We start from the raw sequence: 24,948 nt of genomic DNA on the forward strand, positions 1-24,948 counted from the left end.
ACCGGCACCCTCACCCCCGGGAAGCGATCCCCGGGGGTGAGGCCTGTGGCCTCCCGCTTACGATGCGGCTCGTGTCCATACCTCCGCCCTACGGGCCCCCGCACGCTCAAGGCCCGCAGCCGCCGCCCCAGTTCCCCTACGGGGGACAGCCCGGGTTCGCGCCGTACGGGCTCTACGGCCCCTACGGGCCCCGGCCGCCGGTCACCGTCAACGGGGTCGCCGTCGCCGCCCTGGTCTTCGGCGTGCTGTGCTTCCTGCCGGCCGTCGGGCTGGTGCTGGGGCTGATCGCGCTGTGGCAGATCAAACGGCGGGGGCAGCGGGGGCGGGGGATGGCCGTCGCGGGTTCGGTGCTGTCGTCGGCCGGGCTCGCCCTGTGGGCGCTGGCCCTCGCCACCGGGGCCGCGTCCGACTTCTGGCAGGGCGTGAAGGACGCGAGCCGGAGCGACAGCGTCCTCGCGCTGCGCGAGGGCGACTGCTTCGACTCGCCCGGCGGGCTGGAGGGCTGGGCCGAGAGGGCCACCCGTGTGCCCTGCGCGCGCGAGCACGACGGGGAGGTCTTCGCCGTCGCCGCCCTGCCCGACGGCGCCTACCCGGGCGACGCGCGCCTCGGCGACACCGCGATCGAGCGGTGCGACGAGCTCCTGGACGGCTACGTCATGGACACCTGGGCGCTCCCCGGCCATGTGGACGTCTACTACCTCACGCCGTCCGAGGACAGCTGGGACTTCGGCGACCGCGAGATCACCTGTGTGCTCGGCAACCGCGACCCGCAGGCCACCCTCACCGGCACGCTGCGCCGGGACGAGACCACCCTCGACGCCCACCAGTTGGCCTATCTGGAGGCCGCGCGGGTGCTGAACGCGGCGCTGGACGACCCGCCCGAGGGGGAGTACCCCGACGAGGACCTGAGCGACGACAAGGAGTGGGCCGGACGGGTCGAGGCGGCACTCGCCGAGCAGATCGGGCTGCTGCGCGCGCACCAGTGGCCGGCCGGTGCGGAGCGGCCGATGGCCGATCTGGTCGCGAAGCTGGGTGAGGCCCGCGCGGAGTGGGGCAGGGCGGCCGACGCCGCCGACGTCGGTGCCTACTACGGGCACGAGGCGGAAGGCTGGGAGCTGATCGACCCCTCCCACTCCGTCACCGCCCGCAAGGCTCTGGGTCTGGCCACGTCCCCGCCCTCGTACGAGGAGGAGCCGGAGCGCGCGCCCGAAAGCGGTGAGATGAAGGTGTGAGGGCCCCCATAGCGGGGAGAAAGTGCCTGCGTAAAGCCCTCACCCCGAAGATGTCATCACATCGAGTGATTCTCTGGCCTTCGCTTGCCTGGTACAACCTACGGTTGCCACGCTGTTGCTGTCTGTACAACCTGATGGGAGTGGCCCGTGACCTTCGGTGAGCAGCCGGCGTACCTGCGCGTCGCGGGTGATCTCCGCAAGAAGATCGTCGACGGACGGCTGCCCCCGCACACCCGGCTCCCCTCCCAGGCGAGGATCCGCGAGGAGTACGGCGTCTCGGACACGGTCGCGCTGGAGGCGCGCAAGGTGCTCATGGCGGAGGGGCTCGTCGAGGGCCGCTCCGGCTCGGGGACGTACGTGCGCGAGCGTCCGGTGCCCCGGAGGGTCGCCCGCTCCGGGTTCCGTCCGGAGCGCGGGGCCACGCCCTTCCGCCAGGAGCAGGCCGACGCGGGCGTCCGCGGCACGTGGGAGTCCAGCAGCGAGCAGACGGACGCCTGTGCCGCCATCGCCGGGCGGCTCGGGATCGAGTCCGGCGACCGCGTGATGCGCACCAAGTACCTCTTCCGGGAGGCCGGTGAGCCGGTGATGCTCTCCACCTCCTGGGAGCCGCTCGCCCTGACCGGCCGGACCCCCGTGATGCTGCCCGAGGAGGGCCCGCTCGGCGGCATGGGCGTGGTGGAGCGGATGCGCGCCATCGACGTGATCGTGGACAACGTCACGGAGGAGGTCGGCGCCCGCCCCGGGCTCGCCGAGGAGCTGGTGCTGCTGGGCGGTGTCCCCGGACATGTCGTCCTGGTCATCCAGCGCACCTACTTCGCCTCGGGCCGGCCCGTGGAGACCGCCGACGTGGTCATCCCGGCCGACCGCTACCGGGCCGCGTACCACCTCCCGGTGAAGTAGCGCGTTCCGGCCTTCACGCCCCCGTCACCGCCCCGCACATCCGCCCCATCACTCCCTCGCGCTCCTTTCCGCGCCCCGCGCCCGGCCGCGCTCCGGCGCGCCGTGCGGGCCGCGGTCGCCCCGCCGCCGTAGCAATCTGGCCGTTCTCGCAGGTCGCCCCCCGGAGCGGGGCGCGCCCGGCGGTATGCCGCTGACCGGATACGCAGGCCCTCGCGCACGGCGCATCCGCCACCGTGCGCCCCCTGTGTTCTGGCTGGTTGCGTGCCTCTTTGTGAAAAGGCGTATTCGCTCAGTGAAGGTAAGGCGTAGGCTCGGGCATATGCGTACTGGGGTTTCCTTACCGGGCGGAGCGCGGCGCGGACCGCGGACGGGAAGTGGAGGGGAGCGATGAACGACGGCACGGTGACTCTTCCCTGGCTCGTCGTGCGTCAGGACGACAACGGCAATCGCTACCGGGTGGGCAGGTACGCGACGCGCGCCGAGGCGGAGCGGATCGCGGACAGCCTCGACGGGCGCGGACACAAGCAGCTCTACTGGGTCGAGCGGATCAGCCAGAACGGCGCACCGTCGGGCTGACCCCGGTCTCCCGCGCGGGCCCTGCCGTAGGCTCCGGCGCATGAGCGAGCGGATCGTGGTGGTGGGTGCGGCCCTGTGGCACGAGGGGCGGCTGCTCGCCGCCCGCCGGAGCGCGCCCGCGGAACTGGCCGGGCGCTGGGAGCTGCCCGGCGGCAAGGTCGAACCGGGGGAGGCCCCGGAGAGGGCCGTCGTACGGGAGTTGCGCGAGGAACTCGGCGTCGACGCCGAGGCGGGAGAGCGCGTCCCGGGCGAGTGGCCGCTGCGGACGCCGTACGTGATGCGGGTGTGGACCGCGCGCCTGCGCCCCGGATCCCCCGCGCCCCGTCCCCTCGAGGACCACGACGAGCTGCGCTGGCTCACCCCCGACCGGATCTGGGACGTCGACTGGCTCGACCACGACGTGCCCGCCGTCCGGGACACCCTCGTCCACCTGGGGCTGCGCGAGGGCGTGTGAAGCACGACTCCGGCGTGCGGGCGCGGGGATGACGGAGCGTGGGCGCCTCTCCGCGCCGCTCGTGCCACGATGCGCCGCCGGACGCGGTACTCCGTCCGGGATATCGGGTATGGGCCCCTTAACCCCATGAAACCGGACATGGACGGGTTCGCTCGCCCTCGCTCCCCGGCGGGAAGTGATCCGTGTGACCGAGACCGACGGCGACTGGGCCGCGTGGACCTTCTCCGCCGACCCGGGGGCCGTGCGCGCCGCCCGCTCCGCCGTCCGCGACCAACTGCGCCTGTGGGACCTCGACAGCGTCGGCGACCTCGCGGCCCTGCTGGTCAGCGAACTCGTCACCAACGCCCTGCGGCACGCCACCGGACCCATCGGCGTCCGCCTGGTGCACCCCTGCGACCACGCCGAAGTCCTGCGCGTGGAGGTCTCCGACCCGCTCCCCGAGCCCCCGCACGAACGCGCCGCCCGGCCGGAGGACGAGGGCGGACGCGGACTGCACCTCCTGGCCTGCGCCTCGCGCCGCTGGGGCACCCGGCCCGGGGCCGCCGGCAAGACCGTGTGGTTCGAACTCACGGTGCCCGGATGAGCCCCCGCACGGCCGTTCGCCGCTGTACGGACACGGAACTTCCGTCGAGTGACCGGTTCAGGCCGGTGGCGGTTGCCCGGGAGGGGGATTCGACGACGTGTCCGCTGGTTAGAAGACTGGGAGTGTTCTCACGGCGCGGACCGAAAAGCATCGGGACCGTGCTGTGATCGTGAACACCGTGTTGTGCGGCGCCGTAGTGCTGGATACTGCGGGCAGCCGCCCCCGGTGACCGGTGCCGGACGCGGTGAGCTGGAGGGGACGGTTCGCGTGAGCGAGATACCAGCGAAGGCCACGGAGTCCGAGGACTCGTCGGGCGGCGCGAGGAGCGGGGCCGTCGACGGCCTCTCCTCCGGCGACGCTCCGGGCGGCAAGGGGATGTGGCAGAGCAGTCCGCCCGGCTCCATGTACGACTACATCAAGGTCGCCTCCTTCTCCATCGGCCCGGACGGGCTGGTCGACCAGTGGAGCCTGCGCGCCGAGCAGATCTTCGGCATCCCCGCGGACCACGCCGTCGGCATGGACCCCATCGAGGCGTTCATCGAGCCGGTCCGCCGCGAGCGCGGCCAGCGCAAGATGGCCGAGATCCTCGACGGCCGGGAGTGGACCGGAGTGGTGCCCTTCCGGCTGCCGGACTCCACGGCGGCGGACGAGCGCGACCGGGAGGGCCTCGCCGAGGTCTACGTCATGCCGACCCGCACCGAGGAGGGCGAGAAGGCCGCCGTCTGCATCGTCGTCGACGTCCGCACCCTGCGCCGTATCGAGACCGATCTCGCCGCCTCGCAGGCCATATTCGGCCAATCCCCGTTCGGCTTCGTGCTGATCGACCCCGACCTGCGGGTACGCCGCGCCAACCAGCGGTTCGCGTCCATCTTCGGCGGCACCCCCGACGACCACCGCGGCAAGGGCGTGCACGACTATCTGCCGCGCGGGGAGGCCGAGCGGGTCGCGGCGACCCTGCGCCGGGTCCTGGAGTCCGGCGACTCCATCACCGACATGCACGTCACGGGCTTCGTCCCGGGCTCCGAGGAGCGCCGCCACTGGTCCGTCAACCTCTACCGCGTGCACAGCGGAAGCGGCCGGCCCATCGGCATCGCCTGGCTGGGAACCGACATCACCGCCCGCCGCGCCGCCGCCCGCGAGGCCGCCGCCGCACGGCGCAATCTCGCCCTCCTCAACGAGGCGGGCGCCCGCATCGGCAATTCCCTGGACCTGGAGACCACCGCCCGCGAACTGCTCGACGTCGTCGTCCCCGGCTTCTGCGACCTGGCCACCGTCGACCTGTACCAGGGCCTGCTGGTGGGTGACGAGAACCCGCCGGGGCTCGCCGACGGCAGCGCGGAGGTGCGCAGGGTCGCCTTCGCCAGCGCGGTCTCCGACGCGCCGCTCATCGGCGCCGGCGAGCATGTCGAGGTGGGCGCCGTCCACCACTTCCCGTTCAACTCGCCCTGCGCGGACGCCCTGCGCACCGCCCGCCCGCAGAAGGTGCCGGGCGACGACGGCGGCCTGGTGCAGTCCACGCTGGCCGTGCCGATGGTCGCCCACGACACCGTGGTGGGCCTCGCCCGGTTCGCCCGCACCAAGGGCAGCGAGCCGTTCGGCGACCGCGACCGCGAACTCGCCGTCGAACTGGCCGCCCGGGCCGCCGTCTGCATCGACAACGCCCGCCTGTACCGGCGCGAGCACGAACGCGCGTTGATACTCCAGCGGTCCCTGCTCCCGCCCGGTGACCCGGAGGCCTCCGGCCTCGACATCGCCTGCCGCTACCTGCCCGGCAACGCGGCGACGGGCCGGCCCAGCGAGGTCGGCGGCGACTGGTTCGACGTCATCGAACTGCCCGGCCACCGCACCGCGCTGGTCGTCGGCGACGTCATGGGGCGCGGACTGCGCGCGGCCGTGGCGATGGGCGAACTGCGCACCGCCGTACGCACCCTGGCCCAGCTCGACCTCGAACCCGCCGAGGTGCTCTCCCAGCTGGACGAGATCGCCCGCGGCCTCGGCACGCCGGGAGGACCCTCCCAGGGCTTCGCGGGAGGTGTCCAGCAGGCCACCAGAGCCGCCCGCCGCCCCCGCGAGGCGGACCTGTCCGAGGTCTACCTGGCGACCTGTGTCTACGCCGTCTACGACGCGGTGACCAGGCGCTGCACCTTCGCCAACGCCGGCCATCTGCCGCCCGTCCTGGTCGAACCCGGCGAACCGGCGCTGATGCTGGACGTGCCGCCCGGGATGCCGCTCGGTGTCGGCGGGGAGCCCTTCGAGGAGGTGGAGGTCGAACTGCCCGAAGGCGCCCTGCTCGCGCTCTACACGGATGGACTGGTCGAAAGCCGCGATCACCCCCTCGACGAGGGCCTCCAGGCCTTCGTGGGCGCCCTCACCGATCCCGCGCGGCCCCTGGAGGACGTCTGCGACCACGTCCTCAACACCCTCGACACCCACCACGGCGAGGACGACATCGCCCTGCTGATGGCCCGCGTCCAGGGGCTGCCCGCGGACTCCGTCGGCGACTGGACGCTCCCCCGTGAGCCGCGCAGCGTGGGCCGGGCCCGCGAGTACGCCCGCGCCCAGCTGCTCGGCTGGGACATGGAGCCCCTGGTCGACACGACGGAACTCCTGGTCAGCGAACTCGTCACCAACGCCCTGCGCTACGGCGAGGGCGAGATCAGACTCCGCCTCCTCCTCGACCGCACCCTGGTCTGCGAGGTCTGGGACTCCGGCCTGGTCCAGCCCCGCCGCCGGCGCGCCCGCGACACCGACGAGGGCGGCCGCGGCCTCCAGCTCGTCGGCCTGCTCAGCGCGGCCTGGGGCTCACGCCGTACGCACCGGGGCAAGACGGTCTGGTTCGAACTCCCCCTCCCCGGCACCGACACCGCCCTCACCGACCCGGCGGAGGCGCTGATGAGCCTGTTCTGACCCCGCTGCGCCCGACGCACGCCCGGCACCCTGTCCTGGCGGCCCGACGGGCGAGCCCGGGTGATCGCAACCGGAACACCCGTTCCCCTCGTCCTCCCCCTCAACATCAACCACTCGGCTGCCCAGGGGAGTCGACGGGTGAAGGGGAGCCGTCATGGCACGCGCGGAGCCGCAGGAACCGCAGGAACCGGGGACGGCGGCGGACGAGACACCCCCGCGGGAGCCGGACGAGACATCCCCGCGGGAGCCGGACGAGACACCCCCGCGGGAGCCGGACGAGGCTTCCCCGGAGGAGCCGGCCGGCAAGCGCCGTGGACCCTGGGGCCGCCGGGTGAGACGTACCGCCCTCGTGCTCGCCCTCGTCCTGATCGTCCCCGTCCTCGCCGTCGAGACCGCCCTGCGCGTCAACTACATGGGAGACCCGGCGGACGGCACGTACACCCGCAACCGCGACGCCATGTGGCTCGGGCACGCCTGGGTCGACGGGCGGAAGAAGGACGCCGACGTGACCGCGCTGGCCCGCCGCCTCGAAGGCACCGGGATCCGCGACCTGTACGTCCACTCCGGGCCGCTGGAGCACGACGGGACCCTGCCGAAGTCGAAGTATCCGCGCGCGCGTTGGTTCATCGACGCCGTGCACCGGGAGCTGCCGGGCGTCCGCGTCCAGGCGTTTCTCGGGGACGTCCTCGCCAACGGCGGCCCCGACGGCCTGCGTCTGGACCGGGCCGCCACCCGCGCCGCCGTCGTCCGCAGCGCCGGCCAGGTCCTGGACGCCGGCTACGAGGGTGTCCATCTCGACCTGGAGCCCCTGCACTCCGACGACCCGGACTACCTCCCCCTCCTGGACGACCTGCGCGCCGTCACCCGTGCCGAGGGCGCGCAACTCTCGGTGGCCGCCCACCAGATCGACCCGCTGCCGGGCCTCCACACCGTCGCCGGTGTCTTCGCCGACCACCCCAAGTGGTGGTCCCAGAAGTTCTTCGGCGAGGTCGCCCGGCGCGTCGACCAGATCGCCGTGATGTCGTACGACACCGCGCGGCCCCTGGAGAGCACCTACGGCGGCTATGTCGCCCAGCAGACCTCCCTCGCCCTGGAGGTCACCCCGCCCACCACCCATCTGCTGATGGGCCTGCCCTTCTACTACGAGAGCGACTTCAGCCACTGGGGTCACGCCGAGACCGTCGCCGCCGCTGTCCGCGGGGCCCGCCTCGGTCTGTCGCGGACGGACCCCGACCGGGAACTCTTCGGTGTCGCCCCGTACATCGACTTCGCGGCGACGGAGACGAACTGGGAGGAGTACCGCGAGGGCTGGCTGGACCCCGGGGTGAGCCCCTAACGCCTCCTGATCTTCGACCCCAGCCACACCAGCGGGTCGTACTTCCGGTCCACCGCCCGTTCCTTCAACGGGATCAGCGCGTTGTCCGTGATCTTGATGCCCTCCGGGCAGACCTCCGTACAGCACTTGGTGATGTTGCAGTAGCCGAGGCCGTGTTCGTCCTGGGCCGTGCGCCTGCGGTCCAGGCCGGACTCCTCGGCCGCGTCCAGCGGGTGCATGTCCAGCTCCGCGACCCGCATCAGGAACCGCGGTCCGGCGAACGCCGGCTTGTTCTCCTCGTGGTCGCGGACCACATGGCAGACGTCCTGGCACAGGAAGCACTCGATGCACTTGCGGAACTCCTGCGACCGGTCCACGTCCTCCTGCATCATCCGGTACTCGCCCGCCGCGACCCCCTCCGGCGGCACGAACGCCGGGACCTGCCGGGCCTTGGTGTAGTTGAAGCCGACGTCCGTGACCAGGTCCCGGATCACCGGGAACGCCCGCAGCGGGGTCACGGTGATCGTCTCGTCCCGCTCGAAGACCGACATGCGGGTCATGCACAGCAGCCGGGGGCGCCCGTTGATCTCCGCCGAGCAGGAACCGCACTTGCCGGCCTTGCAGTTCCAGCGCACGGCGAGATCGGGGGCCTGGGTGGCCTGGAGGCGGTGGATGATGTCGAGGACCACCTCGCCGTCGTTCACCTCGACCGCGAAGTCCTCCAGGCCGCCACCGTCGACGTCCCCCCGCCACACCTTGAAGCGGGCCTCGTAGCTGCTCATTCGTGGAGCTCCTCTTCGGCGAGGTACTTGACCAGCTCCTCCTTCTCGAAGAGGGCCAGCAGGTCGGGGCGGATGGGTTCGGTGGTCTCCCGGGTGAGGGCGATCCGGCCGCGCACCGCCTCGGTGACCGGGAGACCTTCCGCGGTGCCGGCGAGCGCGCACAGCAGGTTGACGTTGCGCCAGCCGCGGTCCATCCCGGAGTGGTCCTCGCGGGTGTGGCCGCCGCGCGACTCGGTGCGTTCCAGCGCCGCCCGGGCCACGCACTCGCTGACCAGCAGCATGTTCCTGAGGTCGAGGGCGAGGTGCCAGCCCGGGTTGAACTGCCGGTGCCCCTCGACACCGGCGCGGCGGGCCCGTACCCGCAGCCCGGCGAGTTTCTCCAGGGCCTTCTCCATCTCCTGCTCGCGGCGGATGATGCCGACCAGGTCGTTCATCGTCTGCTGGAGCTCCTGGTGCACGGTGTACGGGTTCTCCGGCGGGCCCTGGTCCGGGGCCTCGCCCTCCGCGGAGAACGGGCGCAGCGCCTCCGCGGCGGCCGTGTCGACCTGGACGTCGTCCACCCGGGGCCGCGCCTGAGCGCTGCCGCTCGCGTACTCGGCCGCGTGCCATCCCGCCCGGCGCCCGAACACCAGCAGGTCGGACAGGGAGTTGCCGCCGAGCCGGTTGGAGCCGTGCATGCCGCCGGCCACCTCACCGGCCGCGAACAGTCCCGGCACCCCGCGCGCCGCCGCCGAGTCGGAGTCGACGGCGATGCCGCCCATCACGTAGTGACAGGTCGGCCCGACCTCCATCGCCTCCGCCGTGATGTCGACGTCCGCCAGCTCCTTGAACTGGTGGTACATCGACGGCAGCCGCCGCTTGATCACCTCGGCCGGCATGCGCGTGGACACGTCCAGGAAGACCCCGCCGTGCGGGGAACCGCGGCCGGCCTTGACCTCGGCGTTGATCGCGCGGGCCACCTCGTCGCGGGGGAGCAGTTCGGGCGGGCGCCGGTTGTGGTCCGGGTCCTCGTACCAGCGGTCGCCCTCCTCCTCGGACTCGGCGTACTTGTCCTTGAAGACGTCCGGGACGTAGTCGAACATGAACCGCTTGCCCTCGGAGTTGCGCAGCACCCCGCCGTCGCCGCGCACCGACTCGGTGACGAGGATGCCCTTCACCGACGGCGGCCAGACCATCCCGGTCGGGTGGAACTGCACGAACTCCATGTTCAGCAGCGGCGCCCCGGCCAGCAGCGCCAGCGCGTGCCCGTCGCCGGTGTACTCCCACGAGTTCGACGTCACCTTGAACGACTTGCCGATCCCGCCGGTCGCGATGACGACGGCGGGTGCCTCCAGCACGAAGAAGCGCCCGGACTCCCGCTCGTACCCGAAGACCCCGGAAACCCGCTCGCCGTCCTTCAGCACGCGCGTGACCGTGCACTCCTGGAAGACCTTCAGCCGGGACTCGTGGTCGCCGGTCTCGCGGAAGTCCTCCTGCTGGAGGGCGACGATCTTCTGCTGGAGGGTGCGGATCAGTTCGAGGCCGGTGCGGTCGCCCACATGCGCCAGGCGCGGGTACTCGTGGCCGCCGAAGTTGCGCTGCGAGATCCGGCCGTCCTTCGTGCGGTCGAACAGCGCGCCCCACGTCTCCAGCTCCCACACCCGCTGCGGGGCCTCCTGGGCGTGCAGCTCGGCCATCCGCCACTGGTTGAGGAACTTCCCGCCGCGCATGGTGTCGCGGAAGTGCACCTGCCAGTTGTCGCCGGAGTTGACGTTGCCCATCGCCGCCGCAATGCCGCCCTCGGCCATCACGGTGTGCGCCTTGCCGAAGAGCGACTTGCAGATCACGGCCGTACGGGCGCCCCGCTCGCGCGCCTCGATCGCGGCGCGCAGGCCGGCGCCGCCGGCCCCGACCACGACGACGTCCCACTCCTGTCGGTCGACCACGGACATCAGTCACAGCCCCCAGCTAGAAGAAGCGCGGATCGTCGAAGACACCGGTCGCGACGAGGTACACGTAGAGGTCGGCGAGCGCCACGCTCAGCAGGGACGCCCAGGCGAGCTGCATGTGCCGGGCGTTCAGCCGGCCCACCCACTGCCACATCCGGTAGCGCACCGGATGCCGGGAGAAGTGCTTCAGCTTGCCGCCGACGATGTGCCGGCAGGAATGACAGGAGATCGTGTACGCCCAGATCAGCACGATGTTGACGAGGAACACCAGGGTGCCGAGCCCCATGTGGCCCCAGTCGTAGTTCTCGTCGCGGAAGGCGAGCACGGTGTCGTAGGTGAGGATGCCGGCGACCAGGATCGCCGCGTAGAAGAAGTACCGGTGGACGTTCTGCAGGATCAGCGGGAAGCGGGTCTCACCGGTGTACGTGGTGTGCGGTTCGGCGACGGCGCAGGCCGGCGGGGACGCCCAGAAGCCCCGGTAGTAGGCCTTGCGGTAGTAGTAGCAGGTCAGGCGGAAGCCGAGCGGGAAGATCAGGATGATGATCGCCGGCGAGAGGCCCCACCAGCTGCCGAAGAGCTCCCAGTTGGGTCCGGCCTTCATCGGTTCGCAGTTCTCCGCCAGACACGGCGAGTAGAACGGCGAGACGTACGGCGCCGCGTAGTAGTCGGCGTTCGCGAGGGCCCGCCAGGTCGAGTAGACGACGAAGGCGAGCAGCCCGGCCGCGGTGGCGGCCGGGGCCAGCCACCAGCGGTCGGTCCGCAGGTGCGGGGCGGCGATCGCGGCGCGCGTGCCGGTGCGCACGCCGCCGGTCCGGCGATGGGGTTCGGTGGCAGGGGGTTCCGTGCCAGTGGCCACTTGTCCACTCCGATGGGGGTCGGGGGCGCCGCGATCGGCGGGGGTCAGGGGGCGTGACGGCCGCGGGCGCCGAGCCCTTCGTCGTCCGTGTCCACCCACAGCGAGGGGTCGTAGGGCGTGTCGGAGATGGTCACGAGGTCGGGCCGCTGCTGGGGGGCCGCGGTGGTGGCCGCCGTCTCCCGCAGCAGCGCGATGCTCTCGCGCAGGTGATTGGTGTCGGACCGGACGCGGCGCATCTCCAGGCCGCCGCTGCCCATCTGCTTCTCCAGGCGCCCCACCGACCGGATCAGATCGTCGAGACAGCGCTGGACGGATGTCAGTTCGTCGTGCACGGACATGACTTGCCCTCACTTCCACGGGTCCTTCAGGCCCAAGGCGGCAACGTTCATGCGCCTGCGAGTGTTGCGCGTCACACCTTGCGCTGTGAAGGGATGTGCATCGATTGGCCGAGGCGTATGGGTGCACCGTCCGGTGCGTTGCGCCGCACGGGTGGGCTTGTCACCCATGGCCGCCGTGTCGCCCTGAGTTGCCGAACCCTTTCCTCTTCAGTGGGCCGCATACATCGGATGAGCTCCAAATACCACCAAAAGTGATCGTAACGCCCGCGGCTTCCCGGAGGTACTCAGAGATGTCCCACGACGGCGTCGGACCGCGCGCGGCTCTGCGCTCGGTCGCCCTCCTCACCGCGGGCGTGCTCGCGGTGCCCGCGCTGGCCGGCTGCGGTGCCGACGACCCGGCGGGCAAGCCTCTCGCGGGAGCGGACATCGCACGGGCCGACCGGGCGAAGATCGCCGACGGAGGCACCCTGCGCTGGGCCGTGGACACCGTCCCGGACACCCTGAACGCCTTCCAGGCGGACGCCGACAGCACCACCTCCCGGATCGCCCAGGCCGTCCTGCCCTCCCTGTACCGGATGGACGGCCGGGGCCGGGCGGTGCGCAACCCCGACTACCTGGAGTCCGCCGAGGTCGTCGACACCGAGCCCAAACAGGTGGTCCTCTACAAGCTGAACCAGCAGGCCGTCTGGAGCGACGGCCGCGAGATCGGCGCCGACGACTTCGCCGCCCAGTGGCGCGCCCTGTCCGGCAAGGACACCGCCTACTGGACCGCCCGCAACGCCGGCTACGACCGCATCGGGAAGGTCGAGCGCGGGAAGAACAACCTCGAGGTCAAGGTCACTTTCAGCCGCCCCTACGCCGACTGGAAGTCCCTCTTCACCCCGCTGTACCCCAAGGAGGTCATGGGCACCCCGGACGCCTTCAACGACGGGGCGCGCAAGAAGCTGAAGGTCACCGCCGGTCCCTTCACGGTGAAGAAGGTCGACACGGAGGAGGACGAGGTCACCCTCACCCGCAACACGCGCTGGTGGGGCGACCCGGCGAGGCTCTCCACGATCGTGCTGCGCTCGGTGCCTCGCGACAAGCGGATCTCCGCGCTCAGCGCCGGCACCCTCGACCTGGCCGAGATCGACCCGGCCGGGGCCGGCCGGATCACCGCCGCCGCGAGTCCGCAGGACGGGAGCGGGGAGGGGAGCACGCCCCTCATGGGCCCCGGCGCCGACCGCTCCGCCGCGGACGCGCTGCGCTCCTGGGCGGTCGCCCACGGCTCCGACGAGGACGCCGCCGACGAGGAGATCTCCGCCCGCAAGAAACAGCGCAAGAAGGCCGCCAAGTACGCCCGTCAGCAGAAGGCCCTCGGCGGCTTCGAGGTGCGCACGTCACTGGAGCCCGCCTACACCCAGCTCGCCCTCAACGGCGCCGACGGGCCCCTGGCCGACGAGCGGGTCCGCCGGGCCGTGGCCCGGGCCCTGGACCGGCGCGCCATCGCCGAGGCGGTCCTGAAGCCGCTGGGCCTGCCCGCCGAGCCCGTCGGCAGCCACCTCGCGCTGGCCGGGCAGGCCGCCTACGCCGACAGCAGCGGGGCCCTCGGCGAGCAGGACGCCAAGGAGGCCAGGGCACTGCTCGCGGACGCCGGCTGGGTGCGGGGAGGACCGGTCGAGGAGAAGCAGGAGAAGGACGAGGGGGAGAAGGCGGCGGGCTCCGAGAACGACGAGGACTCGGGCAGTGACAAGGCCTCCGGTGACGACGGGGACTCCGGGAGCGGCGACGACGGCACGTACATCGTCGGCGAGGACAAGGACACCGAGGACAAGGACACCGAGGGCAAGGACGGCAAGGACAACGACACCAAGGACGGCGACGGCGGCGACAACAAGGCCCCCCGCGACTCCGGTACCGGCACCCAGCAGCTGAACCAGGGCAGCGCCCCCGGCGCCTACGCCCCCAAGGGCACCGCCGCCCCGGCCCGTGCCGGGAACGCGCCCGTCGCGAAGGACGGCAAGGCGCTCACGCTCCGCTTCGTGCTCCCCTCGGGGCCGGGCTCGGACACGCTGGCCACCGTGGCCGGCCGGATCTCGAAAATGCTGGAGAGGATCGGCATCCGCACCGACATCTCCAAGGTCGACGACGACAGCTACTTCAAGGACCACATCGCCTCCGGCGAGTACGACCTGGCCCTGTACTCGTGGCCCGCGACCGCCTTCCCCGCCACCGACGCCCGCCCCGTCTACTCCAAGCCGGTCCCGGCCGCCGACGGCTCCCTGAACGTCGAGCAGAACTGGACCCGGGTCGGCACCGACCAGGTCGACCAGCTCTTCGACCAGGCCATCGGCACCCTCGACGACTCCGAGCGGCACGCCCTGATCCGCAAGGCCGACTCCCGCATCTGGGCGGCGGCCGGCTCGATCCCCCTCTTCCAGCGCCCCCAGCTCACCGCGGCCCGCACCGACCTGGCCAACGCGGGCGCCTTCGGCTTCCGTACGCCGGTCTTCGAGGACATGGGCTTCCTGAAGAAGTCCGCCCAGGGCCCGTCGGGCTCGCCGGGCGCGAAGAGCTCCGAGTCGTCGGCCGGGGACTGACGCCTCGGGCACGTACGGAAGCGGCCCGCCCCGCTCGGGGGTGGGCCGCTTCCGTATCCGTACCTGCCGGGGTCAGCCGTGCTTGGCGCGGCTCGCGGCGCGGGCGCGCTCGCGGGCGTCCAGGTTCACCTTGCGGATGCGGATCGCCTCCGGGGTGACCTCCACGCACTCGTCGTCGCGGCAGAACTCCAGGGACTGCTCCAGCGACAGCTTGCGCGGCGGGACGATCGACTCGGCCACATCGGCCGTGGACGACCGCATGTTGGTGAGCTTCTTCTCCTTGGTGATGTTGACGTCCATGTCGTCGGAGCGCGAGTTCTCGCCGACGATCATGCCCTCGTACACCTCGGTGCCGGGCTCGGTGAACAGCACCCCGCGCTCCTGGAGGTTGGTCATCGCGAAGGCGGTGACCGCACCGGCGCGGTCGGCGACCAGGGAGCCGTTGTTCCGGGTGACGAGGTTCCCGAACCAGGGCTCGTGACCCTCGTGGATGGAGTGGCCGATGCCGGTGCCGCGGGTCTGGGTCAGGAACTCCGTACGGAAGCCGATCAGACCGCGGGAGGGCACCACGAACTCCATGCGCACCCAGCCGGAGCCGTGGTTGGACATGTTGTCCATCCGGCCCTTGCGGACGCCCATGAGCTGCGTGACCGCGCCCATGTGCTCCTCGGGGACGTCGATGGTCATGCGCTCGACCGGCTCGTGGAGCTTGCCGTCGATCTCCCTGGTGACCACCTGCGGCTTGCCGACGGTGAGCTCGAAGCCCTCGCGGCGCATCTGCTCGACCAGGATGGCCAGCGCCAGCTCGCCGCGGCCCTGCACCTCCCAGGCGTCGGGGCGGTCGGTGTCCAGGACGCGCAGCGAGACGTTGCCGATCAGCTCGCGGTCCAGGCGGTCCTTGACCTGGCGGGCGGTGACCTTGCGGTCCTTGACGGCCGCCTTGTTGTCGGCGCCCTTGCCGGTGCCGCCGCGGCCGACCAGCGGGGAGGTGTTGGTGCCGATGGTCATGGAGATCGCCGGCTCGTCCACCGTGATCAGCGGCAGCGGGACGGGGTTCTCCGGGTCGGCCAGGGTCTCGCCGATCATGATGTCCGGGATGCCGGCGACGGCGCAGATGTCACCGGGGCCGGCCTTCTCGGCGGGCTTGCGGGTGAGCGCCTCGGTCATCATCAGCTCGGAGATGCGCACGTTGGTGACCGAGCCGTCGCGCTTCATCCAGGCGACCGTCTGCCCCTTCTTCAGCTCGCCCTGGTGGACGCGGAGCAGGGCGATACGGCCGAGGAAGTTGTCGGCGTCGAGGTTGGTGACGTGGGCCTGGAGCGGGGCCTCCTCGTCGTAGACCGGGGCCGGGATGTGCTCCAGGATCGTCGAGAAGAACGGCTCCAGGCTGGTGGAGTCGGGCGGGACCGTGCCGTCCTCCGGCTTGGTCAGGGAGGCGACGCCGTCCCGGCCGCAGGCGTAGACGATCGGGAACTCGATCTGCTCCTCGTCGGCGTCCAGGTCGAGGAAGAGGTCGTAGGTCTCGTTGACGACCTCGTCGATCCGGGCGTCCGGACGGTCCGTCTTGTTGATGCACAGGATGATCGGCAGCCGCTGCTGCAGCGCCTTGCGCAGCACGAAGCGGGTCTGCGGCAGCGGGCCCTCGGAGGAGTCCACCAGCAGTACGACACCGTCGACCATCGACAGGCCGCGCTCGACCTCGCCGCCGAAGTCGGCGTGGCCGGGGGTGTCGATGATGTTGATCGTGATGGGCTCCCCGCCGTCCTTGGGGTGGTACTTCACCGCCGTGTTCTTGGCGAGGATCGTGATGCCCTTCTCACGCTCCAGGTCGTTCGAGTCCATCATGCGGTCGTCGACCTGGTCGAGCTGGTGGGCGGCGAAGGCGCCGGCCTGCTTGAGCATGCCGTCGACGATGGTGGTCTTGCCGTGGTCGACGTGAGCGACGATGGCGACGTTGCGGATGTCGTGACGTGTTGCGGACGGAGCCATAAAAGGCGTACTCCCGGAGTGCTGAGGAATGCCCTGCACGAGCGTCTGTGGTGTGCGGGCCCTGCCGGGCTGACACACGCCACGGCCACACCCCATGGTACGGGCCCGCCACGGCGTCCGCCGTCGCGAGCGACGGCGCCCCCGACGGTTCACGTGAACCGGGGGAAGCCGTTCGCATATCGGAGTGCAGCGAAACACGTTTCGGACATGTAAACAAAATGGTGCGCCTAAATGTCCGGATTGCCGGGCTGCCTTTGGGGGTGTCAAGCGCGCGCAGGTGTCAATCTTTGCAATTTTTGCTCAAAATATGGACGGTAGGGAGATCCCTATGCCTTCCGCCCTTGACGCGCGTTGACGGTCTTGGCGAAAGTTCCCCCAAACCACAGAACCTGCCGGTATCTGTGCTGCGCTCAACTTCCCAACCCCCCGGGGGACGAACACGATGACCAGTCCAATCAAGGCCGAGGACTCCGGGTCCGCGGCTGTCTTGGACCCTGAGCTCGCAGCGACCAGTGAGAACGCGGTCGTGAAGGGCGAGAAGCAGCCCGAGGGTCGTTCCCCCGGCCAGTTGATGTGGCAGCGCTTCAAGCGCGACCGTACCGGGGTCGTCTCCGCGTGCGTAGTGATTTTCTTCTTCGTCGTCTCCGCCGCGGCTCCGCTCATCGCGAAGCTGTACGGCAAGAACCCCTACACGCTGTACGCCCAGGAGCCGGACTACCCGTTCCTCCTGGACGACTTCGCCATGCCGAACGGATCCTTCGGCGGCATGTCGGGCGAGTTCTGGTTCGGTGTGGAGCCGAAGCTGGGCCGTGACGTCTTCACGATGCTGCTGTACGGCATGCGGACCTCGCTGTACATGGCCGTGGTCGTCACAACGCTCTGCGTGATCACGGGCGTCATCATCGGCATGGTCATGGGCTACTTCGGCGGCCGGGTGGACTACTGGCTCGGCCGGGTCACGGACTTCTTCCTGGCCTTCCCGCAGCAGCTGTTCTTCATCGCCTTCATGCCCGTCGTGGTCGCCATGTTCGTCGACCCGCAGGACGAGACCCCCACCTTCCTGCGGGCCCTGGCGATCACCCTGGTGATGTGGTTCCTCGGCTGGATGGGTCTGGCGCGCCTCGTGCGCAGCTCCGTACTCTCGCTCGCCGAGCGGGAGTTCGTGGAGGCGGCCAAGGTGTCCGGCGCTTCTCCGTGGCGCATCGTGCGCAAGGAGATCCTGCCGAACATCGTCACCCCGATCCTGGTGCAGGCCACCTACATCCTCCCGGGGACGATCCTCTCCATCGCCTTCCTCTCGTACATCGGCGTCGGCTTCGTCGAGCCGACCCCCGACTGGGGCCGGATGTTCGCCATCGGCGCCGACGTGTACGAGCAGGACCCGATGTTCATGTTCTTCCCGGGCGTGGCGCTGGTGGTGTTCGTTCTCTCCTTCAACCTTCTCGGAGACTCCGTCCGGGACGCATTCGACCCCAAGACCGGACGGTAATCGTCCATTGGTGGTGGGGGAGCTGCCGCCCCCGTGCCGGGCTACCGGACCGCTAGGCAGCACTCGTGGACAACTAATGACAGGTAGGTGCATCGGCATCATGAAGCCCATCAGAACGCGTACCGCGCGTGCCATCGCGGTGGCCATCGTGGCCGGCTCGCTCGCGCTGACCGGCTGCTCCAGCGACAACGGTGGTGGCAGCAAGGGCAAGAGCGACGCGAAGAACCAGAAGGACGCCGCCGAGCAGCAGGATCCTGTCGCCTACGGTGACGCCGCCGCTTCCACCGGTCCGGCCGAGGAGGTCGCCGGCGCCAAGCCGGGCGGTTTCATCAACGTCTACATGCAGTCGGACCTGTCCCACATGGACCCGGGTCAGATCTACGTCTCCGACGCCGGCCAGTTCGCCAACCTGATCCACCGCGGTCTGACGAACTACCAGGAGGACGACAAGGGCAACCTGACGGTCGTCGGTGACATAGCCACCGACTCCGGCAAGACCACCGACGGCGGCAAGACCTGGACGTACACGCTCAAGGACGGCGTCAAGGACGAGGACGGCAACGCCATCACCTCGGCCGACGTCCGCCACTCCATCGAGCGCCTGTACTCGAAGGTCATCTTCGACGGCCCGACGTTCGTGCAGTCCTGGCTCTCGGGCAACGACTACCGCAAGGCGCTGCCGGACGGCCCCTACAAGGGCAAGCACCTGCCGGACACCGTGCTGGAGACCCCGGACGACAAGACGGTCGTCTTCAAGTTCGACAAGCCGCGTCCGGACCTCCCGCAGGCCCTCGCCATGGCCGGCTACGCCATCGTGCCCGAGAAGCAGGACACGAAGGAGAAGTACGACGACGCCCCCGCCGCGCTCGGCCCCTACAAGATCGCCGAGTACAAGCCGGGCAAGTCGATGAAGCTGGTCAAGAACGACCAGTGGGACCCGAAGACCGACTCCGTGCGCCACCAGTACGTGGACGGCTACAACTTCAGCTCCACCATCGACCAGGCCAGCCAGACCAAGCGTCTGATCGCCGACCAGGGCGAGGCGAAGAACGCCATCCAGTTCACCGACTCGGTGGACCCGGCGCAGATGTCCACCGTCATCGGTGACGCGAACGCCAAGAAGCGCACCATCCAGGGCTTCCAGCCCTACGTGTGGCAGCTCACCTTCAACCTGGACCGGCTGAAGGACAAGAAGATCCGCGACGCGATCACCTACGCGATCCCGAACCAGTCCATGGTTCAGGCGGACGGTGGCCGCTACGGCGGTGAGGTCGCCGGCGGTCTGTTCGCCCCGACCCTGCCGAACTTCGACCCCGAGTACGACCCGTTCGGCAAGCTGAAGAAGCCCAACGGTGACCCGGAGAAGGCCAAGCAGCTGCTGAAGGAGGCGGGCTTCAAGGAGGGCACCAAGATCAGCTACGCCTACTCCAACACCCCGCGTGGCCAGGCGCAGCAGGTCATCATCAAGGACGCGCTCGAGAAGATCGGCTTCGACGTCCAGGCCAAGGAGATCGACCGGGCCAGCTTCTACGAGCAGGTCGGCAAGCTGGACAACCCGTACGACATCTACATGACCGGCTGGGGCCAGGACTGGTCCTCCCCGTCCACGGTCGTCACCCCGGTCTACGACGGCCAGCTGGTCGCCGACGGTGCGTCGAACTACTCGCACATCAACGACCCCCAGGTCAACGACCTGATCAACAAGGCCCTGGTCCAGCAGCCCGAGGAGGCCGCGAAGACCTGGGAGGAGGCGCACCACCGCATCGTCGAGGAGATCAACCCGGCCGCTCCGGTCTACTACTCGAAGCAGATGCAGCTGTTCGGTTCGAACATCGGCGGCGCCAAGTACAGCACCGAGTCGAGCTACATCGACATCAACGACCTGTACCTGAAGCAGCCGTAACCCGTCAGCTAGGCTGACCGCGGGGGTGTGCGCCAGGCGGAGCGCACCCCCGCGGACGGTACCCCCTCCCTGCCGCCGCGTTTCGAAGAGAGCATCCACCCGCCATGCTTCAGTTCCTCATCCGCAGGCTGATCGGCGCCGTCGTCATCATGTTCCTGATCGGCGCCTTCACGTTCTTCCTGTTCTATACGGTTCCTCAGGACTTCGCTGCGCTGTCCTGCGGCAAGAACTGCTCGCCCGAGAACCTCGCCGTGATCCGCGAGAACCTCGGGCTGGACAAGCCCATCACCACCCAGTTCTGGGAGTTCATGACGGGCATCGTCGCAGGGCGGGACTTCGCGACCGGACACTGTGCGGCACCCTGCCTCGGCCAGTCCTTCGAGACCGGTGAGTTCGTCTGGGACTCGATCATGGACCGGTTCCCGCTGACCCTGTCGCTGACCGTCGGCGGCCTGGTGATCTTCCTCATCGTCGGTCTCGGCTCCGGCCTGCTGGCCGCCTGGAAGCGCGGCACGTACGCCGACAAGCTCGTCAGCGGCGCCTCCATCGTGCTCAGCTCGTTCCAGATCTACTTCCTCGGCCCGATCGTCCTCGGCATCGTCGTCTACCAGACGGGCTGGCTGGACAACCCCAAGTACCACCCCTTCACCGAGAACCCGCTCACCTGGGCCGCCGGCATGCTGATCCCGTGGGCGGTGATGGCCACCATCTTCACCGCGCAGTACACCCGTATGTCGCGCTCGACGATGATCGAGCAGCTCCAGGAAGAGCACGTCCGCACCGCCCGCGCCAAGGGCATGAAGCAGAGCTACGTCTTCTTCCGCTACGCCTGGCGCGGTTCGCTCATTCCGATCGTCACCATCCTCGGTATCGACCTCAGCGCGCTGCTGTCCGGCGCGGTGGTCACGGAGTTCACGTTCGACCTGGCCGGAATCGGCCGTCTCGCGGTGGATTCGTCGCTGACGAAGGACCTGCCGGTGACCATGGGCGTCATGCTGTTCGGGGCGTTCTTCATCCTGCTCCTGAACATCCTCGTGGACCTCGTCTACGCGTACATCGACCCGCGCGTGCGGCTCAGCTAGGAGACATACCGTGACCACACTGACCAAGACCGAAGGCGAGAAGGCCCCGACCGGGCCGGACTCCTTCCTCTCGGTCCGCGACCTCAGGGTGCGGTTCTCCACCGAGGACGGCGTCGTCAAGGCGGTCGACGGACTGTCCTTCGATGTCGAGCGCGGCAAGACCCTCGGCATCGTCGGCGAGTCGGGCTCCGGCAAGTCCGTGACCAACCTGACCGTCCTGGGCCTGCACAACCCCAAGACCACCACCGTCGAGGGCGAGATCCTCCTCGAGGGGCAGGACCTGGTCACCGCCCCCGAGAAGGAGCTGGAGAGGCTCCGCGGCAACAAGGTGGCGATGATCTTCCAGGACCCGCTGACGGCGCTCTCGCCGTACTACACGGTGGGCCGGCAGATCGCCGAGCCGTTCATGAAGCACACCGGCGCCTCCAAGAAGGAGGCCCGGGCGCGGGCGATCGAGATGCTGACCAAGGTCGGCATCCCGCAGCCCGAGTCCCGGGTGGACGACTACCCGCACCAGTTCTCCGGCGGTATGCGCCAGCGCGCCATGATCGCCATGGCGCTGGTCTGCGACCCCGACCTGCTGATCGCGGACGAGCCGACCACGGCCCTGGACGTGACGGTGCAGGCCCAGATCCTCGACCTGCTGAAGGACCTCCAGCAGGAGTTCGGCACGGGCATCATCTTCATCACCCACGACCTCGGCGTCATCTCCGACATGGCCGACGACCTGCTGGTGATGTACTCGGGCCGGGCCGTGGAGCGCGGCGGCGTCCGCGAGGTGCTGCGCGCGCCGAAGCACCCCTACACCTGGGGCCTGCTCAGCTCGATGCCGCGCCTGGGCGCCGACGTCTCGCAGGCCCTCAACCCGATCCCCGGATCGCCGCCCAGCCTGCTGAACCCGCCCTCCGGCTGCCCCTTCCACCCGCGCTGCGCCTTCACGGACAAGGTGTCGGGCAACCGCTGCAGCACCGAGCGCCCGCCGCTCGGCGAAGGCCGGGCCGCTGCCTGTCACCTGACGGCGGAGCAGAAGCAGACCATATTCATCGACACGATCCAGCCCCGGCTGCGCTAGGGAGAGATCCGAGACATGAGCGACAACCTCACCCTCCCCGCACAGCAGGGCTCCACCGGCGCGTCCACCGAGACGCTGCTGAAGGTGGAGGGCCTGACCAAGCACTTCCCGATCTACGGCGGCTTTCCGATCAAGCGGAAGGTCGGCGCCGTCCAGGCCGTCGACAACGTCGACCTGACCGTCGGCGTCGGCGAGAGCGTCGGCCTGGTGGGTGAGTCGGGCTGCGGCAAGTCGACCACCGGCCGGCTCATCACCCGGCTCCTGGAGCCGACCGGCGGGAAGATCGAGTACGCCGGCCAGGACATCACGCACGCCAAGCGCAGGCAGCTCGCGCCGGTCCGGTCCGAGATCCAGATGATCTTCCAGGACCCGTACTCGTCGCTGAACCCGCGGCAGACCGTCGGCACCATCATCAAGTCGCCGATGGAGGTCAACGGGATCGACCCCGCGGGCGGCCGGGAGAAGAAGGTGCGCGAGCTGCTCGAGCTCGTCGGCCTCAACCCCGAGCACTACAACCGCTTCCCGCACGAGTTCTCCGGCGGCCAGCGCCAGCGCATCGGCGTCGCCCGTGCCCTCGCGCTCAGCCCGAAGCTGATCGTCGCGGACGAGCCGGTCTCCGCCCTGGACGTCTCCATCCAGGCGCAGGTCGTCAACCTGCTCCAGAAGGTCCAGGAAGAGCTGGGCATCGCCTTCCTGTTCATCGCCCACGACCTGGCGGTGGTCCGGCACTTCTCGCAGCGCGTGGCCGTGATGTACCTCGGCAAGGTGGTCGAGGTCGGCGACCGGGACTCCATCTACAACCGTCCCCGTCACCCCTACACCCACGCCCTGCTGTCGGCCGTGCCCGAGGTGGCGATGGACGACGAGACGGAGGACCGGGAGCGCATCCGCCTCTTCGGCGACGTGCCCTCGCCGATCATGCCGCCGTCCGGCTGCCGCTTCCGCACCCGGTGCTGGAAGGCGCAGGACAAGTGCGCCACGGAGGAGCCGCCGCTGGTGCAGATCTCCGGCAACCGTGACGGCCACCTGACGGCCTGCCACTTCCCGGAGGACCCGACGACGGAGGCCCGCGGCGAGGACGTCGTCCTCGACCCGGCGCTGAAGGCCCTGGAGGACTCGACCGACAAGAAGGACTGACACCTCGTCGGACGTCACGGCTGCCGTTCACCCCCGGGGGTGGACGGCAGCCGTCGTCCGTTCAGGGGGCGCTCGAAGGGCGCCCGTGCGTGCATATGGCTGGAGTCGTCCCCGAACAGGTGCCGTACATGTGCGTGACGCACCCTGTGCGCCGATATTGGCGTAAAGGATCAGCGCACGTACGAGGAGGCACCCCATGCGCGGAGCCACGCACGTCACATGGGCCGCTTGCGCGATGGCGCTCGCCCTCGCCGCGACGGCCTGCGGAGGGGGCGGGGACGGCGGCGGCAGTGACTCGGGCGCGGTGCTGAGCGCCTCCTGGGGCGATCCGCAGAACCCGCTGGAGCCGTCGAACACCAACGAGGTGCAGGGCGGCAAGGTCCTCGACATGATCTTCCGGGGGCTGAAGCGGTACGACCCGGAGACCGGCGAGGCCCAGGACATGCTCGCCGAGAAGATCGAGACCGACGACTCGCAGAACTTCACCATCACTGTCAAGGACGGCTGGACCTTCAGCAACGGCGAGCCGGTCACCGCCCGGTCCTTCGTCGACGCCTGGAACTACGGCGCGAGCCTGCGCAACAACCAGCGCAACTCGTACTTCTTCGGCTACATCCAGGGCTACGACGCGGTCCACCCCGAGGAGGGCGAGCAGACCGCCGACACCCTGTCCGGGCTGAAGGTCACCGGCGACCGGACGTTCACCGTCGCGCTCACCCAGAAGTTCTCGACCTTCCCCGACACCCTCGGCTACAACGCCTTCGTCCCGCTGCCCCGCGCCTTCTTCGACGACCACGACGCCTGGGTGAAGAAGCCCATCGGCAACGGCCCGTACCTGGTCGACTCGTACACGCGTGGCTCGCAGATGTCGCTGCGCAAGTGGGACGACTACCCCGGCGAGGACAAGGCGCAGAACGGCGGCGTCGACCTCAAGGTGTACACCGACAACAACACCGCCTACACCGACCTGATGGCCGGCAACCTCGACCTGGTCGACGACGTCCCCGCGGCCCAGCTGAGGAACGTGCGCAACGACCTCGGCGACCGCTACCTGAACACCCCCGCCGGCATCATCCAGACCCTCGCCTTCCCCTTCTACGACGAGGACTGGAACCGGCCCGGCGCGGAGCAGGTCCGCAAGGGCCTGTCCATGGCGATCGACCGCAAGCAGATCACCGACACCATCTTCCAGAAGACCCGCACCCCCGCCACCGACTGGACCTCACCCGTCCTCGGCGAGGACGGCGGCTACCAGGCCGGGCTGTGCGGGGAATTCTGCGAGTTCAAGCCCGACGAGGCCAAGCGGCTCGTCGAGGAGGGCGGCGGGCTGCCCGGCGGCCGGGTGACGATCACCTACAACGCGGACACCGGCTCCCACCGCGAATGGGTCAACGCCGTCTGCAACTCCATCAACAACGCGCTGGACGACGAGCGGGCCTGCACCGGCAACCCGGTCGGCACCTTCGCCGACTTCCGCAACGAGATCACCGACCGGAAGATGACCGGCCCGTTCCGGGCCGGCTGGCAGATGGACTACCCGCTCATCCAGAACTTCCTCCAGCCGCTCTACTACACCGACGCCTCCTCCAACGACGGCAAGTGGTCCAACCAGCGGTTCGACGACCTGGTCGACCAGGCCAACCAGGAGACCGACACGGCCAAGGCGATCGACCTGTTCCAGCAGGCCGAGGGGGTCGTCCGCGACAACATGGCCGCCATCCCGCTCTGGTACCAGAACGGCAGCGCCGGCTGGTCGGAGCGGCTGTCGAACGTCAAGCTCAACCCCTTCAGCGTCCCCGTGTACGACCAGATCAAGGTGAGCTGAT

At 69.9% G+C, this 24,948-nt stretch carries 19 protein-coding genes; 14 read left to right on the forward strand and 5 right to left on the reverse strand.

Features of this window, described 5'->3' with window-relative positions; genetic code table 11:
• Positions 1-71: 71 nt before the first annotated feature.
• From ACZ434_RS14200 to ACZ434_RS14230, 7 genes are all read left to right on the forward strand, one after another.
• Complete coding sequence (locus ACZ434_RS14200) at positions 72-1,232, forward strand: DUF4190 domain-containing protein (protein ID WP_468455361.1); 1,161 nt, start codon at positions 72-74, stop codon at positions 1,230-1,232.
• A 147-nt stretch (positions 1,233-1,379) separates the two neighbouring features.
• The gene (locus tag ACZ434_RS14205; RefSeq protein WP_468455363.1) at positions 1,380-2,132 is read left to right on the forward strand and encodes a GntR family transcriptional regulator; all 753 of its coding nucleotides are present in this window, start codon (positions 1,380-1,382) and stop codon (positions 2,130-2,132) included.
• 387 nt (positions 2,133-2,519) lie between these two features.
• Complete coding sequence (locus ACZ434_RS14210) at positions 2,520-2,708, forward strand: SPOR domain-containing protein (RefSeq protein WP_468455365.1); 189 nt, start codon at positions 2,520-2,522, stop codon at positions 2,706-2,708.
• 40 nt (positions 2,709-2,748) lie between these two features.
• Entirely contained in the window at positions 2,749-3,162 is a 414-nt protein-coding gene (locus ACZ434_RS14215; RefSeq protein ID WP_468455367.1) for a (deoxy)nucleoside triphosphate pyrophosphohydrolase, read from the forward strand.
• 175 nt (positions 3,163-3,337) lie between these two features.
• Complete coding sequence (locus ACZ434_RS14220; protein WP_468455370.1) at positions 3,338-3,745, forward strand: ATP-binding protein; 408 nt, start codon at positions 3,338-3,340, stop codon at positions 3,743-3,745.
• 267 nt (positions 3,746-4,012) lie between these two features.
• Positions 4,013-6,652: a SpoIIE family protein phosphatase gene (locus ACZ434_RS14225; RefSeq protein WP_468455372.1), complete on the forward strand. Its 2,640-nt coding sequence runs from the start codon at positions 4,013-4,015 to the stop codon at positions 6,650-6,652.
• A 154-nt stretch (positions 6,653-6,806) separates the two neighbouring features.
• Positions 6,807-7,988: a glycoside hydrolase family 18 protein gene (locus ACZ434_RS14230; protein ID WP_468455374.1), complete on the forward strand. Its 1,182-nt coding sequence runs from the start codon at positions 6,807-6,809 to the stop codon at positions 7,986-7,988.
• Here the strand turns inward: ACZ434_RS14230 and ACZ434_RS14235 are convergent.
• The 4 genes from ACZ434_RS14235 to ACZ434_RS14250 are packed head-to-tail and all read right to left on the reverse strand — an operon-like array spanning position 7,985 to position 11,871.
• Complete coding sequence (locus tag ACZ434_RS14235) at positions 7,985-8,749, reverse strand: succinate dehydrogenase/fumarate reductase iron-sulfur subunit (RefSeq protein ID WP_468455376.1); 765 nt, start codon at positions 8,747-8,749, stop codon at positions 7,985-7,987. The two genes, ACZ434_RS14230 and ACZ434_RS14235, sit on opposite strands and share 4 nt — an antisense overlap.
• On the reverse strand, positions 8,746-10,680 hold the full coding sequence (locus ACZ434_RS14240) for a fumarate reductase/succinate dehydrogenase flavoprotein subunit (RefSeq protein ID WP_468455378.1): 1,935 nt from the start codon (positions 10,678-10,680) through the stop codon (positions 8,746-8,748). Before ACZ434_RS14240 ends, ACZ434_RS14235 begins: the two co-directional genes overlap by 4 nt.
• Before the next feature lie 16 nt (positions 10,681-10,696).
• On the reverse strand, positions 10,697-11,533 hold the full coding sequence (locus ACZ434_RS14245; protein WP_468455380.1) for a hypothetical protein: 837 nt from the start codon (positions 11,531-11,533) through the stop codon (positions 10,697-10,699).
• 44 nt (positions 11,534-11,577) lie between these two features.
• Positions 11,578-11,871, reverse strand: a complete 294-nt coding sequence (locus ACZ434_RS14250) for a hypothetical protein (protein WP_468455382.1) — start codon at positions 11,869-11,871, stop codon at positions 11,578-11,580.
• A gap of 290 nt (positions 11,872-12,161) precedes the next feature.
• Here ACZ434_RS14250 and ACZ434_RS14255 point away from each other — a divergent pair, with 290 nt between their 5' ends.
• On the forward strand, positions 12,162-14,450 hold the full coding sequence (locus ACZ434_RS14255; protein ID WP_468455384.1) for an ABC transporter family substrate-binding protein: 2,289 nt from the start codon (positions 12,162-12,164) through the stop codon (positions 14,448-14,450).
• A 72-nt stretch (positions 14,451-14,522) separates the two neighbouring features.
• Here the strand turns inward: ACZ434_RS14255 and typA are convergent, their stop codons facing one another.
• A complete protein-coding gene (typA, locus tag ACZ434_RS14260; protein ID WP_468455386.1) occupies positions 14,523-16,439 on the reverse strand; it encodes a translational GTPase TypA in 1,917 nt (638 codons plus the stop codon).
• Positions 16,440-16,881: 442 nt separating this feature from the next.
• On the opposite strand from typA, the gene ACZ434_RS14265 reads away from it, so the two are divergent.
• The 6 genes from ACZ434_RS14265 to ACZ434_RS14290 all read left to right on the forward strand — a co-directional run bounded on the left by ACZ434_RS14265 (position 16,882) and on the right by ACZ434_RS14290 (position 24,947).
• Complete coding sequence (locus ACZ434_RS14265; RefSeq protein WP_468455388.1) at positions 16,882-17,928, forward strand: ABC transporter permease; 1,047 nt, start codon at positions 16,882-16,884, stop codon at positions 17,926-17,928.
• A 100-nt stretch (positions 17,929-18,028) separates the two neighbouring features.
• Entirely contained in the window at positions 18,029-19,831 is a 1,803-nt protein-coding gene (locus ACZ434_RS14270) for an ABC transporter substrate-binding protein (protein ID WP_468455390.1), read from the forward strand.
• A 104-nt stretch (positions 19,832-19,935) separates the two neighbouring features.
• On the forward strand, positions 19,936-20,913 hold the full coding sequence (locus ACZ434_RS14275; RefSeq protein ID WP_468455392.1) for an ABC transporter permease: 978 nt from the start codon (positions 19,936-19,938) through the stop codon (positions 20,911-20,913).
• A gap of 10 nt (positions 20,914-20,923) precedes the next feature.
• The gene (locus ACZ434_RS14280; RefSeq protein ID WP_468455394.1) at positions 20,924-21,985 is read left to right on the forward strand and encodes an ABC transporter ATP-binding protein; all 1,062 of its coding nucleotides are present in this window, start codon (positions 20,924-20,926) and stop codon (positions 21,983-21,985) included.
• Between the two features lie 15 nt (positions 21,986-22,000).
• A complete protein-coding gene (locus tag ACZ434_RS14285) occupies positions 22,001-23,122 on the forward strand; it encodes an ABC transporter ATP-binding protein (RefSeq protein WP_468455396.1) in 1,122 nt (373 codons plus the stop codon).
• A gap of 196 nt (positions 23,123-23,318) precedes the next feature.
• Complete coding sequence (locus ACZ434_RS14290; RefSeq protein WP_468455399.1) at positions 23,319-24,947, forward strand: peptide ABC transporter substrate-binding protein; 1,629 nt, start codon at positions 23,319-23,321, stop codon at positions 24,945-24,947.
• Position 24,948 lies beyond the last annotated feature (1 nt).

The organism is Streptomyces sp. NPDC030893 (assembly GCF_055571535.1).